We start from the raw sequence: 14,933 nt of genomic DNA, 5'->3' as shown, positions 1-14,933 counted from the left end.
CATCGCGGGGTTGCTGGTGCGGGAGCCGGAGCGGCGTCTGTCGGCGGCGGAGGCCGAGCGGATGCTGCGGGCGGGCGCCGCCGAGACCGAGACCGCCAGCGTCCCCCGCGAGAGCCTCACCCTGTCGCACACCGCGCCGACCGCCGTCGTCCGGCCCCCGGCACCTGCCGCGCAGCCCGCGCCGTCGCACGCCCCCACGGTCCCCTCGGGGGTCCCGGTCCCGCCGCCCGCCCCGGAGCGGCGTCGCCGCACCGGCGTGCGGGTGCTGGTGGCCGTGGCGCTGGCCGCCGCCCTCGCGGGCGGCGGGTTCTACGCCGCCGAGCACCTCGGCAGCGCCGGCGGCGCGCAGGGCGACGGGGCGCGGCCGAGCCATTCCGCGACGTCGTCGTCGCCCTCCTCACCCTCCTCGCCATCCTCGCCCGCACCGTCCGTGCCGGGCCCGTCGCCCGTGCCGGCCGGCTACCACCTGGCGGAGGAACCGGACCGCGGGTTCTCGGTCCCGGTGCCCGACGGGTGGACCCGCAAGGTCAGCGACGACGGCCAGCAGGTCATCTACGTCGACCCGACCGGTCTGGCCGGTATGCGGATCGGCACGCTGGACTACGCGGCCAACGACCCGCTGGAGCACTTCGAGGAAGAGGAACAGCAGACCATCCCCAAGCTGCCCGGGTACGAGCGGCTGCGCATGCAGAGCACCCGCTGGCGCGAGCGCCCGGCGGCCATCTGGGAGTTCAGCTTCGAGGGCAAGGCCCGCGACTTCCGCGCCATCGACCTGGGCTTCGGGGAGCCCGGTGAACGCGAGTTCGCCGTCTACCTCTCCGCGCCGACGGCTCAATGGGGTGATTTCCGGCCGGTCTTCGACAACGCGGTGGCCGGACTCGTCGTCCACGACTAGCACACGTCGGGGCCGGGGTGGGACCACGGCCCCGAGTCAGGGATGATGGAGGTCTCCATCCCCCGGTCGCCGACAGCAGGCGATGAGGGAGCTTCATCTTCAGCGACGGCAGAGGGAATTCATGGGCCAGGCGCACGACACCGACCAGCGTCTCATCGCCGACCGCTACCGTCTCGGCGCCGTCCTCGGCAAGGGCGGCATGGGTACCGTCTGGCGGGCCGTCGACGAGACGCTCGGTCGCACGGTCGCCGTGAAGGAGCTGCGCTTCCCGCACAACATCGACGAGGACGAGAAGCGCCGCCTGGTGACCCGCACCCTGCGCGAGGCCAAGGCGACCGCCCGGATCCGCAACACCGGGGCCGTGACGGTCTTCGACGTCGTCGAGGAGGACGGCCGGCCCTGGATCGTCATGGAGCTGGTCGAGGGCCGCTCGCTGTCGGACGCGATCCGCGAGGACGGACCGCTCACGCCCAAGCGGGCCGCCGAGGTCGGGCTGACCGTCCTGGACGTCCTGCGGGCCGCCCACAAGGAGGGCATCCTCCACCGCGATGTGAAGCCGTCCAACGTCCTGATCGCCGACGACGGCCGCGTCGTGCTCAGTGACTTCGGCATCGCCCAGATCGACGGCGACCCGTCGGTCACCTCCACCGGCATGCTCGTCGGCGCTCCCTCGTACATCTCGCCGGAGCGGGCGCGCGGCCAGAAGCCGGGCCCGCCGGCCGACCTGTGGTCGCTGGGCGCCCTGCTGTACGCCTCGATCGAGGGCCGGCCGCCGTACGACAAGGGCTCCGCCATCGCCACGCTCACCGCGGTCATGACCGAGCCGCTGCGCACCCCGCGCAACGCGGGCCCGCTGGCCGACGCGATCCAGGGGCTGCTCAACAAGGACCCCGAGCTGCGGCTGGACGACGCGGGTGTGCGCCCGCTGCTCACCGGCGTCGCCCACGCGCCGGACGTCCCGGTCGCGGAAGCCACGCGCACCATGCCGCTGCCGCCCTCCGACCCGCAGCCGACGCCCACCGACGCGCCGCCGGCCACCCGGGCCGCCGCCGCCGACCAGGCGGCGCTGCGGGCCGCCAAGGCCAAGCCGGAGCCCGAGACCGCCCCGGCGACCGCGGTCACCCCGGCGACCGCGTCCGCGCCGGTCGCGCCGGTACCGGTCCCCGCCCCGGCCGCCGCCCCCCGGGTGCCGCTCCTGGCCTCGCTGGACGAGCGCCGCCGCCGCGGACTGCTCTTCGCGGCGGTCGTGCTGGCCCTCGCGCTGCTCGGGACCGGGATCGGTTTCTGGGCCGCCCAGGGCGACGACGACCCGGGCGCCAGGCAGCCCGCCAAGCCGCCCGCCTCGGCGAGCCCCAAGTCCGGTGACGACGGCGTCCAGGACGGCAAGGGCGGCGACGACCAGGGCAAGGGGAGCGAGGACGGCTCCGGCAAGGGCGGCGACGACAAGGGGAACGACGACAACTCCGGCAAGGGGTCGGGCAGTTCCTCCTCCGGGTCCTCGGGCGGCTCCGGCAGCGGGAAGGACGGCGCCGCCGCCGTTCCGGCCGGCTGGACGACCTACACCGACTCCGAGGGCTTCTCGATAGCGCTGCCGGCCGGCTGGGCCGCGAACAAGGAGCGGGCCGGCAACGGCTGGATCTTCAACGCCCGCCACAGCCCCCGGGTCCAGGTCGACTACACCCACAGCCCGGGCAAGAGCGCGGCGGACGCCTGGCGCCAGAACGAGTCGGGCACCGCGGCCAGGTTCCCCGGTTACCAGCGGGTGTCCATAAAGGACGTGGACTACCGCGGCTACCGCACCGCCGCCGACTGGGAGTTCACCTACACCTCCGGCGGCACCAAGATGCGCGCCGTCAATCGCGGCTTCGTCGTGGACGACGGTCACGGATACGCCATCCTCTTCATCGCGCCGGACGCCGGGTGGAACGGCAAGAAGACCACGGAGATGCGTGAGGCGCTCTACAAGACCTTCAAACCGGCCAAGTGACGCCGCTCAAGCACGTATCGTGAGTCATTGCGGACTGTCCGCATCCAGAACGGATCGGATCTGACGCTTTGGGGAGGCGTCGTGGACGACTACGCGGGACGCGTACTGGCCGACCGCTACCGCCTGCCGCGGCCGCCCGCCGACGAGTTCGAACTGGTGGAGACCCGGGCCTGGGACACCTTCAGCAACCAGGAGGTGCTGATACGCCAGGTCCTGCTCCCCGAGGTCGTCAGCGCCGAGCCCGAGCCCCAGCACGGTGACGGCGGGGACACCGCCCGCCGGGCCCTGGAGGCGGCGCGGGCCGCGGCCGCGATACCCGATCACCCCCGGCTGGTGCAGGTCTTCGACATCTTCGTCGAGGACGGCAGCGTGTGGATAGTGAGCGAGCTGGTCGCCGCCCGCCCGCTCGCCGCGGTCCTCGCCGACAAGCGGCTCAGCCCGTACCGCGCCGCCGAGGTGGCCTCCGACGTGCTGACCGCGCTGCGCGTGCTGCACACGCAGGGCTGGGTCCACCGCAACGTCACCGGCCGGACCGTGCTGGTCTGCGACGACGGCCGGGCGATGCTCTCGGGCCTGGCCGTGGGCGCCGCCCAGGAGGCGCTGTGCGGCTACAACCCGGTGCCGGTGCCCGCCATGGCCGGGGGCGGTGAGGCGCCCGGCGGCAGCTGGGACGGCCCGCACTCCGCGCTGGAGCTGGAGCGCGCCCGGCAGGCCCGGCTCACCGTGGTCGGCCCGGTCACCGAGCGGTGGGCCCCGGAGCAGGCCACCGAGGTCCACGAGAACTGGCAGCTCGCCCCGCCGGTCGGCCCGGCCGCCGACTTGTGGGCGCTGGGGTCCCTGCTGTTCCGCAGCGTCCAGGGGCATCCGCCGTTCCCGGAGGAGAGCACGGCGGAACTGGTCCAGCTGGTCATCGCTGAGCCGCCCGCGTACGCCGAGGAGTGCGGCCCGCTGCGGCCCGTCGTGGAGTCCCTGCTCCGCCAGGACCCGGAGGAGCGGCCCGACGCGGAGGAGCTGCGCGGCTGGCTGCGCTCGCTCGTCCGGTCCGCGCCCGAGCCGGACCTGGGGCTGAGCACGGTGCCCGTGCCCGCCGACGATCCGCACAAGCTGCCGGTCGTACGGCGCCGCGGCGAACTGGTGCGCCGCCGCAAGGCCGCCGCCGACCCCGTACCCGCCCATCCCGCCCACGGGCGCCACAAGCGCACCAAGGAGCGGCGGCAGGGGACGGCACGCGGCCCGCGCAGCCTCGGGATCACCCTGGTCGCCCTGGTGCTGCTCCTGATGGTCGCCGCCGTGCTGTACGCGGTGCTCTTCATGCCGCGCGGCGGGGCGGCGGACGACCGGGGCGCGTCCGGCGCCACGCGGACCCTGCCCGCGCAGGTGCCCGGCGGCGACGAGCGGCCGCAGACGACCAAGCCGTCGGGCACCAAGGCCCCGCGGAGCACGGCCCCCGCCACGAGCGCCCCGCCGCCCACGCGGTCCGCCCCCGCGGACGACGCCGCCACCACGGGCCTCGGCGGCGACTTCCGGCTGCGCACCGACCCGGCCGGCTTCAGCCTCGCCGTCCCCAACGGCTGGCAGCGGACGGGGAAGAACGCCGACGGTCAGGTCCGCTACACCGGCGGCGACTACCAGCTGCTCGTCGTACCCGGCCGCGACTCCGTCGCAGACAAGGGCGGCGACCCGATCGTCTACCAGAACGACGAGCCGGAGCTGGCGGGCTTCCGCGCCTCCGGCTGGTCCTCGGCCTCCGGCCTGCGCCGCCTCGACATGGGCGGGATCGCCGCCGCCGAAGGGGAGTTCAGCTGGAGCGACGGCTCCGGGCGGCAGCTGTTCGCGCGCAACCTGGTGATGATCCGCGACGGCAGGTACCACGTGGTCCTGGTCATCGGGCCGGACGGCCGGCGCGCCGACGTCAAGCGGTACTTCGAGAAGGCCGCGGAGACCTACCGCACCACCTGAGTGCGGCCGGTCCGGACCGGAACCGCGCCGCTGCGGCGCGCGTCGCTGAAGCCGTGGGGGCAGGGGAGTGAGCGGGAGCGGAAGCGTGCTGGCCGGACGGTACCGGCTCGGCGACGTCATCGGCCGCGGCGGCATGGGCCGGGTGTGGGAGGCCCAGGACGTCGTGCTGCGGCGCACCGTCGCCGTCAAGGAGCTGACGCCCGGCGCCCACCTCGCCGAGGACGACCGCGCCGTGCTCCAGGAGCGCATGAAGCAGGAGGCCCGCGCCGCCGCCCGGATCAACCACCCCAACGTGGTGACCGTCCACGACGTCGTGGAACAGGACGGCCGGCCCTGGATCGTCATGGAACTGGTCGACGGCCGTTCCCTGGACGAGGTGGTGCGGCGGGACGGCCCGCTGCCGCCGCGGCGGGCGGCCGCCGTGGCCGCCGCCGTGCTGGAGGCGCTGCGCGCGGCGCACGCCGCGGGGGTGCTCCACCGGGACGTCAAGCCGGCCAACGTGCTGCTCGCCCGCGACGGCCGGGTCCTGCTGACGGACTTCGGCATCGCCGTCGTCGAGGGCGACTCGGCGATCACCCGGACCGGCGAACTCGTCGGCTCCGTCGACTACCTGGCGCCCGAACGGGCCCGCGGCGGCCGTCCCGGGCCGGAGTCCGACCTGTGGTCGCTGGGCGCCACGCTCTACGCGGCGGTCGAGGGCCGCTCGCCGTTCCGCCGCACCTCGCCGATCGGCACGCTGCAGGCCGTGGTGTACGAGGACCTGCCCGAACCCCGGGCGGCCGGGCCGCTGCGCCCGGTGATCGCGGCGCTGCTCGCCAAGGAACCGGCCGCGCGGCCGGAGGCCGGGCACGTGGCGACCACCCTTGCGGCCATCGCGGCCGGTGGTCCCCGGCGCCGCCGCCCCGGCGGGCGGCGCACCGCCCTCGTGGCGGTCGCGGTCGCGGTGGTGCTGCTCGCGGGCACCGGAGCCGTCCTGGCGGTGGTGAAGCGGCACGGCGACGGCCCCGGGGTCCCGGCCGGCTACGTGCGGGTCCACGACCCGGCGGGGTTCAGCCTGGCCGTGCCGCGCGGCTGGAAGCGGCAACTGGACGGCGACCAGATCGACTACACGCCCGACGACGGCGCCCACCGGCTGCGCATCGGCGTCGGCCGCGCGGCGCCGGGGGTCAATCCGTACATGCACCTGCTCGAACTGGAGAAGAGCGTCCGGGCGCTGCCCGGCTACACCCGGGTGCGGCTGCACCAGAACACCTTCCGGGGCGGTGACGGCTGCCTGTGGGAGTTCAGCTGGACCGACTCCAAGGAGCACCCCGGCCCGCGCCGCGCCGTCGACCAGGCGTACGTCGCGGCCGACGGCAGCGAGTACGCCCTCTACCTGGGGGCGCCGGCGGGCGACTGGGCCGCCGCCTCCGCGGTTTTCCAGGTGGCGTTGCAGACCTGGCGACCGGATCCGGGGAACTGACGGTGCGGCATCATGGCCCCATGACGGGCGACGGGGGGCGGCTGGTCGCCGGGCGCTACCGGATCACGGGGCGGCTCGGGCGCGGCGGCATGGGCACGGTGTGGCGGGCCGACGACGAACTGCTGGGCCGCCGGGTGGCGGTCAAGGAGTTGCACGCCGAGGGCGAGGAGGACCGCGCCCTGCGGGAGGCCCGCACGGTCGCGCAGATACGGCATCCCCATGTGATCGTCCTGTTCGACGTGGTCGAGGAGGACGGCCGCCCCTGGATCGTCATGGAACTCGTCGACGGCCGCTCCCTGGCCGAGATCCTCGCCCAGGACGGCCCGTTGGCGCCGCGCGAGGCCGCCCGCGTCGGCGCCGCCGTCACCGGTGCGCTGCGGGCGGCGCACGAGCGCGGGGTCCTCCACCGCGACATCAAGCCCGGCAACGTCCTCGTCGAGCACGGCACCGGGCGGGTCGTGCTGACCGACTTCGGCATCGCGCGGGTGGCGGGCGCGACCACGCTGACCAAGGCCGGGGACTTCGTGGGCTCTCCGGAGTACACCGCCCCCGAGCGCATGTCCGGGCAGGCCGCCGGGCCCGCCTCCGACCTGTGGTCGGTGGGCGTCCTGCTGTGCGCGGCCGTCGTCGGGCGGTCGCCGTTCCGCCGCGACTCCCTGGGGGAGGTGCTGCACGCCGTCGTCTTCGACGAGATCCGGCCGCCGGAGCGGACCGGGCCCCTGCTGCCGGTGGTCGAGGCGCTGCTGCGCCGCGAGCCGGGGCGGCGCCCGACCGCGGAGGAGACCGAGACCCTGCTCGCCGCCTACGCGGAGACCGGCGTGCCGCCCACCGCGGTGCCCGCGCCGGCGCCCCTCCCGGAGGCGGAGCGGCAGGACGCGCCGCTTCCCCGGGCCCGGCGCAGGCGGGTCCCGCTCGCGGCCGCGCTGGGCGTGGCGGTGCTGGCGGGGGCCGGTGCCGCGGCGGCGTCCCTGCTGCCGGACGGGGGATCGCCGGGAGACGGCGCCTCCCCGGTCCGCACCGTCGCCACGAGCGGCAAGGCCACGCACGCCACCCCGTCCGCCGCGTCCACGCCGTCCGCCCCGGCGCTCCCCGCGGGCTTCCGCACGGTCGACGACCCCGCCGGTTTCTCGCTCGCCCTGCCGGAGGGCTTCCGGCGCTCCCTGGAACCGCCGCGGATCTTCTACTACTCCGCCGGCGAGGAGTTCCGCGTCGGCATCCGCAGCCAGCCGCCGGACGCCCGCGGCCCCGAGGCGGTCATGCGGGCCCAGGACGCCTCGGGCCCTGCGGCGTACCGGGGCTACCGGGACGGTTTCGTCACCCCCACCACGCAGAACGGGCACCCGGCCGCGCTGTGGCAGTTCACCTGGGACGGCTTCACACCCGGCGAACCGCGCCGCACCTTCGACCTGTGCTGGGAGGAGGGCGGTCGCCAGTACGACCTGTGGGTCTCCTCGCCCCTCCAGCTGGCCGAGCGGGGACGGGACTACTTCGACACCGCCCGCGTCACCTTCCGCACCGGATGAGGTCCCGGCGCGGGCGGGCCGGGGACGGGTCGCGGCGTTCCTGCCAGCTTTTGCTGGCGTAATTGTGAAAACTGGCTACTGACGGGTATGCACGCGGTGTCACCGCGTCGTACGCTCCCGCCATGACGGACTCTCCTACTGCCGGTAACGGCAATCCGGTCGCCCCCTCCGGCAGCAGGACCGCCGCGGACGTGGTGACACCGGACCTCGTGGCGCGGCTGACGCGGGGCGTCGCCGGCAGCGGCCGCACCGTGAACCACACGCCGCTGACCGGCGAGAAGCTGGCGGAGCTCCCCGAGTCGACGCCGGAGGACGTGGCGGCGGCCTACGACCGGGCGAGGGAGGCGCAGAAGGCGTGGGCGGCGACGCCGGTGCGCCGCCGCGCCGCGGTGCTGCTGCGCTTCCACGACCTCGTGCTGGCCCGCCAGTCCGAGGTGCTGGACCTGATCCAGCTGGAGACCGGCAAGACGCGGCTGCACGCGCACGAGGAGGTGCTCGCGGTCGCCGTCGCCGCGCGGCACTACGGCGTCAAGGCCCCGTCGTACCTGAGGCCCAAGCGGCACACCGGCGCCGTCCCGGCCCTCACCAAGGTGCGGGAGCTGCGGCACCCGCGCGGTGTCGTCGGCCAGATCGCGCCGTGGAACTACCCCCTGGAACTCTCCATCGGCGACGCGCTGCCCGCCTTCGCGGCCGGCAACGCCGTGGTGATGAAGCCCGACACCGAGACCGCGCTGACCGCCCTGTGGGCGCGCGAGCAGCTGATCGAGGCCGGACTGCCCGCCGACGTCTGGCAGGTCGTCATCGGGGAGGGCCCGGTCGTCGGCCCGGCGGTCGTGGAGCACGCCGACTACGTGTCCTTCACCGGCTCCACCCGTACCGGCCGGGACGTGGCCGCGCGGGCCGCGGCCCGCCTGATCGGCGCCTCCCTCGAACTCGGCGGCAAGAACGCCCTGCTGGTGCTGGAGGACGCCGACCTCGACAAGGCGGCCGAGGGCGCGGTCCGCGCCTGCTTCTCCTCGGCGGGCCAGCTGTGCATCTCCATCGAGCGGCTCTTCGTCCACGCGTCCGTCGCCGACGCCTTCCTGGAGCGCTTCACCGCGCGCGCCGCGGCCCTCAAGCTCGGCACCGCCCTCGCCTACGGCGCCGGGATGGGGTCGCTGGCCGGCGAGCGCCAGCTGGAGACCGTCACCCGGCACGTGGAGGAGGCCGTCGCCAAGGGCGCCACCGTCCTCACCGGCGGCAGGGCCCGGCCCGACGTCGGCCCGTACTTCTTCGAGCCGACCGTCCTGGACGGCGTCGAGCCGCCGATGGCCGTGTGCGCGGAGGAGACCTTCGGCCCGGTGGTGTCCGTGTACCGCTTCACCGACGAGGACGAGGCGGTCGAGCGCGCCAACGCGACGCCGTACGGCCTCAATTCCAGCGTCTGGACCAAGGACACGCGCCGCGGCGCCCGCATCGCCGCGCGTCTGCGCAGCGGCACCGTCAACGTCAACGAGGGCTACGCGCCGGCGTACGGCAGCGTGCAGTCCCCGATGGGCGGCATGAAGGACTCCGGGCTCGGCCGCAGGCACGGCTCCGAGGGCATCCTCAAGTACACCGAGGCGCAGACGGTGGCGACGCAGCGCCTGCTGCCGATGGCACCGTCATTGGGCATGGACGACGCGGCGTACGCGGCCTTCATGAGCCGCAGCCTCCGGCTGATGAAGGCGCTGAGGCTCCGCTGATGGAGGGGGAGCGGATGTCCTACGACTACGACGTGATCGTGATCGGGTCCGGCTTCGGCGGATCCGTGTCGGCGCTGCGCCTGACCGAGAAGGGCTACACGGTCGGCGTCCTGGAGGCGGGCCGCCGCTGGACGCGGGAGTCGCTGCCGAAGAACTCCTGGCACATCAAGGACTACCTGTGGGCCCCGGCACTCGGCCTGTACGGGATCCAGCGCATCCACCTGCTCGACAACGTCATGATCCTGGCCGGTGCGGGGGTCGGCGGCGGTTCGCTCAACTACGCCAACACCCTCTACGTCCCGCCGAAGGCCTTCTTCGAGGACCGCCAGTGGGGCCACATCACCGACTGGCAGGAGGAACTGGCCCCCCACTACGACCAGGCCAAGCGCATGCTCGGGGTGCGGCTCAACCCGACCATGACCCCCTCGGACGTCCACCTGAAGGCGACCGCCGAGCGGATGGGCGTCGGCGACTCCTTCCACATGGCCCCGGTCGGCGTCTTCTTCGGCGACGGCCAGGACGCCTCGGGCGACGCCAGGGCTACGCCCGGCGGCGAGGTGCCCGACCCGTACTTCGGCGGCGCCGGCCCCTCCCGGCGGGCCTGCACGGAGTGCGGGGAGTGCATGACCGGCTGCCGCCACGGCGCCAAGAACACCCTCAACGAGAACTACCTCCACCTCGCCGAGAAGGCGGGCGCCGAGATCCACGCGATGACCACCGTCACCGGGCTGTCGGAGAACGCCGAGGGCGGCTACGACGTCACCGTCGTCCCCACCGACCGCCGGCGCAAGGCGAAGCCGCGCGTGCTGCGTGCCGGGCACGTGGTCGTCGCCGCCGGCACCTACGGCACCCAGACGCTGCTGCACCGCATGCGCGACGCGGGCCGGCTGCCCGGCCTGTCCGCGCGGCTCGGCGAGCTGACCCGCACCAACTCCGAGGCGCTGGTGGGTGCCCAGACCGACAGCCGCCGCTACCGCCGGCGCACCGGCGAGCAGCGGGTGGACTTCACGCGGGGCGTGGCCATCACGTCCTCGATCCACCCCGACGGGAACACCCACATCGAGCCGGTCCGCTACGGCAAGGGCTCCAACTCGATGGGCGGCCTGTCCATCCTGCAGGTCCCGCACGGCACGCGGCTGCCGCGCGGGCTGGCCTACCTGGCGCACTGCGCCCGTCACCCGGTCCTGCTGATGCGGTCGCTGTCCAACCGCCGCTGGTCCGAGCGCACCATCATCGGCCTGGTCATGCAGTCCCTGGACAACTCGCTGACCACCTACCGCAAGCCCAAGGGCCTGGGGAAGGGACTGCTCACCGCCCGGCAGGGGCATGGCGCGCCCAACCCCTCCTTCATCCCCGAGGGCGCCGAGGCCGCGCGCCTGCTGGCCGAGGAGATCAACGGCTTCGCGGGCAGCAACGTCGGCGAGTTGATGGGCACCCCGCTCACCGCCCACTTCCTGGGCGGCTGCGTGATCGGCGAGGACGCCGGGCACGGTGTGATCGACCCGTACCACCGGCTGTTCGGGCATCCGGGCATCCATGTGGTGGACGGCGCCGCGGTCTCCGCCAACCTGGGGGTCAACCCCTCGCTCACGATCACCGCGCAGGCCGAACGCGCCATGTCCCTGTGGCCCAACAAGGGCGACGCCGACCCGCGTCCGGCCCAGGGCGAGGCCTACCGGCGCGTCGCCGCGGTCGAGCCCAAGCACCCGGTCGTCCCGGCGGACGCGTTCGGTGCCCTGCGGCTGCCGGTGCTGCCCGTCCCGCCGGTCCCGCCCAAGGCCTGATCCCGCCGGACGCCGAGGGGGCCCGCACCCGCCCGGGTCGCGGCCCCCTCGGCCGTGCTCCGTACGCGTCCCGGACCGCGCGCGGGGCGCGATGCGGGGTCCGACTCACTCGATCGAGGGTCGGGTACCTGCCCAAGTGCCGCGAAATGAGTAGTGTGTTCCTCGCAGAGCGGCCGGTCCCGGGCGTCCCCGGAACCGACCGCCACTTTGAGTCGTGACCGGGCTGCTGTCCCCTGCTGTCCGGTCACCGGATCACCGGAGCGAGGTCCCACGGCGCGGCCGCATTGCTTCCACTCGCGCGGGCGCGCCTCATCGCTCCGGTGGCACCCCGCCCAGCTGCGTCTGAGCGGTGTCCACGCGTGGTGTTCGACGTCCTTGCTTCCCTGGCCCGGGGTGACCGCGCCTGGCTGGCACGGACACCGGATTCAACGAAGGCGCCCGTAGGCGGTCACGTGCCGTACGGGTGATGCCCCCCGAACGGGTCACGGGGCCGGTGCCACGGGGGTTTCAGACCCGTCCGCGGCACAGTTCCAGCAGGGTCATGGCGAGGGTCGTGCCGGGCTTGCCGAGCCGGTCGCTGTAGCGGCGCAGGATGTCCATCTCGCGGGAGAGGTGCACCCGGCGGCCGCCGGACTCTATGCGGGCGCGCTGGATGCCGGCCGAGACGGTCATGCGTTCCCCCACCAGCGCGATGATCCTCGCGTCGAGGTCGTCGATGCGCTCGCGGGCGTCCGCGATGACGGCGGCGGGGTCGGTGGCGGGGGCGTTTGCAGGGCCGGTCGTCCGCGGTGCTGCCGGGGTGCCGCTCATGGGGTTCCTCCTCGGGGGCCGGGCCCCCGGGGCCGCACGGGACGGGAAACGCCAGGCGCCCCGGGCCGTGTGGCCCGGGGCGCCTGGTGACGTCTGGTTGCGTTTCCTCGCTCAGACAGCACGACCATGGCAGCCGGACCAGCCGGTGCCATAGGTAAACGCGAAGCGCGTGCCGTGGAGCATGCGGCACAGTCTGCGCCCCCGGGCCGGGGAAGTAAAGCCGTGGGCCCCGGTAGAATCGGCAGGGACCCCACGTTCGACACCGCCGGAAGGCCCACCGTGGCATCAGCGACCCCAGCCGCCCCCGACACCGTCCTCGTCGTTGACTTCGGGGCGCAGTACGCCCAGCTCATCGCCCGCCGCGTCCGCGAGGCCCGGGTCTACAGCGAGATCGTGCCGAGCACGATGCCGGTCGAGGAGATGCTGGCCAAGCGGCCCGCGGCGATCATCCTGTCGGGCGGCCCCTCGTCCGTGTACGCCGAGCACGCCCCGCGGCTGGACCGCGCCCTGTTCGAGGCGGGCGTCCCCGTCTTCGGCATGTGCTACGGCTTCCAGCTGATGGCGATCACTCTCGGCGGCACCGTCGACAACACCGGGTCGCGCGAGTACGGCCGTACCCCGCTGCACGTGGGCAAGACCGGCTCCACGCTCTTCGAGGGCACCCCGGCCGAGCAGTCGGTGTGGATGTCGCACGGCGACACCTGCTCCGCCGCCCCGGAGGGCTTCACCGTCTCCGCCTCCACCGACCTGGTGCCGGTGGCCGCGTTCGAGAACGACGAGAAGAAGCTCTACGGCGTCCAGTACCACCCCGAGGTCCTGCACTCCGACCACGGCCAGCAGGTGCTCGAGCACTTCCTCTACCGAGGCGCGGGCATCGCCCCCGACTGGACCACGCACAACGTGGTCGAGGAGCAGGTCGCCGCGATCCGCGCCCAGGTCGGCGACAAGCGCGCCATCTGCGGCCTCTCCGGCGGCGTGGACTCCGCGGTCGCCGCGGCCCTGGTCAACAAGGCCATCGGGGAGAAGCTGACCTGCGTCTACGTGGACCACGGCCTGATGCGCAAGGGCGAGTCCGAGCAGGTCGAGAAGGACTTCGTGGCCGCCACCGGCGTCCAGCTGAAGGTCGTCGACGCGCAGGAGCGCTTCCTCACCGCGCTCGCCGGGGTCTCCGACCCCGAGGAGAAGCGCAAGATCATCGGCCGGGAGTTCATCCGGGTCTTCGAGCAGGCCGCGAGCGAGATCGTCGCCGAGGCAGGCGCCCACGGCGAGTCGGTGGAGTTCCTGGTGCAGGGCACCCTCTACCCGGACGTCGTGGAGTCCGGCGGCGGCACCGGCACCGCCAACATCAAGTCCCACCACAACGTGGGCGGCCTCCCCGAGGACCTGCAGTTCCAGCTCGTCGAGCCGCTGCGCAAGCTGTTCAAGGACGAGGTCCGCATGGTCGGCCAGGAGCTCGGCCTGCCCGAGGAGATCGTCCAGCGCCAGCCCTTCCCGGGGCCGGGCCTGGGCATCCGCATCGTCGGCGAGGTCACCAAGGAGCGCCTGGACCTGCTGCGCGACGCCGACGCGATCGCCCGCGAGGAGCTGACCGCCGCCGGTCTCGACCGCGACATCTGGCAGTGCCCGGTGGTCCTCCTCGCCGACGTCCGCTCGGTGGGGGTGCAGGGCGACGGCCGCACCTACGGCCACCCCATCGTGCTGCGCCCGGTCTCCAGCGAGGACGCCATGACCGCGGACTGGTCGCGGCTGCCGTACGAGGTGCTGGCCCGGATCTCCACCCGGATCACCAACGAGGTGGCCGACGTCAACCGCGTCGTGCTGGACGTCACCAGCAAGCCCCCGGGCACCATCGAGTGGGAGTAGCCCCCCGGCGTGGGGCAGGCTTGGGGCGATACCGGGGAAACCTGGTATCGCCCCTGTTCATCTGCGGTACCTCGGGGTAACTTCCGCGCCATGACCGACACCGTGCCGCAGCCCGTACCGCCCGATCGGCTCCATTTCGCCCTCCCGCCGACCTTCGAGGACCCGGTGGAGGAACGCCGCCACCGCAAGGAGCGGCTGGTGGTGGCGCTGCGGGCGTTCGCGGAGCTGGGGTTCGAGGACGGGGTGTCGGGGCACATCACCGTGCGCGATCCGGAGCTGCCGGACCACTACTGGGTGAACCCCTTCGGGGTGCCGTTCCGGCACCTCACCGTGGGCGAGGTGATCCTGGTCAACCAGTACGGCGCCGTCGTCGAGGGCCGGCACCACGTCAACCAGGCGGCCTTCACCATCCACGCCCACGTGCACACCGCACGGCCCGACGCGACGGCCGTCGTCCACAGCCATTCCACCTACGGCCGGGCGCTGGCCGCGCTGGGGGAGCGGCTGGAGCCGATCACCCAGGACGCCTGCGCCTTCTACGAGGACCACGCCCTGTTCGACGCCTACACCGGGGTCGTCGTGGACGAGGCGCAGGCGCGGCGCATCGCGGTGGTCCTGGGGGCGCACAAGGCGGTCGTGCTGCGCAACCACGGGCTCCTGACGGTCGGCGAGACCGTGGACGCGGCGGCGTGGTGGTTCATGACGATGGAGAAGTCCTGCCAGGTGCAGCTGAGCGCGAAGGCGGCGGGCAAGCCGGTGTGGATCGCGCACGAGGACGCGATCGCCACGCGTGAGCAATTGGGACACGATCTGGTCGCCTGGATCAACTACCAGCCCACCTATGAGCGGATGGCCCGCGATAATCCAGAGCTTTTTGATTGAACGACGGCCGCTTCGCCTACGTATCTCCTAGGGCGCTCCTGGAG

The 14,933-nt window shown here is 73.8% G+C and carries 10 protein-coding genes; 9 read left to right on the top strand and 1 reads right to left on the bottom strand.

All coding sequences use genetic code 11. The features are described from left to right. The 7 genes from ACFYYN_RS06305 to ACFYYN_RS06275 all read left to right on the top strand — a co-directional run. Window positions 1–895 (top strand): serine/threonine kinase C-terminal domain-containing protein (locus tag ACFYYN_RS06305; RefSeq protein ID WP_500544842.1); only part of this gene is annotated, 895 nt, incomplete at its 5' end. 121 nt (window positions 896–1,016) lie between these two features. Next, entirely contained in the window at window positions 1,017–2,882 is a 1,866-nt protein-coding gene (locus ACFYYN_RS06300; protein ID WP_500544841.1) for a serine/threonine-protein kinase, read from the top strand. 81 nt (window positions 2,883–2,963) lie between these two features. After that, window positions 2,964–4,841, top strand: coding sequence for a serine/threonine protein kinase (locus ACFYYN_RS06295; RefSeq protein ID WP_500544840.1), 1,878 nt, complete (start codon window positions 2,964–2,966; stop codon window positions 4,839–4,841). Between the two features lie 85 nt (window positions 4,842–4,926). Beyond that, entirely contained in the window at window positions 4,927–6,303 is a 1,377-nt protein-coding gene (locus tag ACFYYN_RS06290) for a serine/threonine-protein kinase (protein ID WP_500544839.1), read from the top strand. Window positions 6,304–6,323: 20 nt separating this feature from the next. Next, window positions 6,324–7,826, top strand: a complete 1,503-nt coding sequence (locus ACFYYN_RS06285; RefSeq protein ID WP_500544838.1) for a serine/threonine-protein kinase — start codon at window positions 6,324–6,326, stop codon at window positions 7,824–7,826. Between the two features lie 122 nt (window positions 7,827–7,948). Next, window positions 7,949–9,550, top strand: coding sequence for a succinic semialdehyde dehydrogenase (locus ACFYYN_RS06280; protein ID WP_500544837.1), 1,602 nt, complete (start codon window positions 7,949–7,951; stop codon window positions 9,548–9,550). Further along, entirely contained in the window at window positions 9,550–11,334 is a 1,785-nt protein-coding gene (locus ACFYYN_RS06275; protein ID WP_500544836.1) for a GMC oxidoreductase, read from the top strand. Before ACFYYN_RS06280 ends, ACFYYN_RS06275 begins: the two co-directional genes overlap by 1 nt. A gap of 507 nt (window positions 11,335–11,841) precedes the next feature. On the opposite strand, the gene ACFYYN_RS06270 is transcribed toward ACFYYN_RS06275, so the two are convergent. Further along, window positions 11,842–12,144: a chorismate mutase gene (locus tag ACFYYN_RS06270; protein ID WP_500328066.1), complete on the bottom strand. Its 303-nt coding sequence runs from the start codon at window positions 12,142–12,144 to the stop codon at window positions 11,842–11,844. A gap of 279 nt (window positions 12,145–12,423) precedes the next feature. On the opposite strand from ACFYYN_RS06270, the gene guaA reads away from it, so the two are divergent. After that, window positions 12,424–14,007: a glutamine-hydrolyzing GMP synthase gene (gene guaA / locus ACFYYN_RS06265; RefSeq protein WP_499513496.1), complete on the top strand. Its 1,584-nt coding sequence runs from the start codon at window positions 12,424–12,426 to the stop codon at window positions 14,005–14,007. A gap of 90 nt (window positions 14,008–14,097) precedes the next feature. Beyond that, entirely contained in the window at window positions 14,098–14,889 is a 792-nt protein-coding gene (locus tag ACFYYN_RS06260) for a class II aldolase/adducin family protein (protein ID WP_500544835.1), read from the top strand. The last annotated feature ends 44 nt before the right edge of the window (window positions 14,890–14,933 follow it).

It is taken from the genome of Streptomyces sp. NPDC001902, assembly GCF_042891295.1.
Taxonomy (GTDB): Bacteria; Actinomycetota; Actinomycetes; order Streptomycetales; family Streptomycetaceae; genus Actinacidiphila.
Note: the sequence above shows the minus strand (reverse complement) of the source record. Positions and strands in the feature narration are given on the sequence as shown.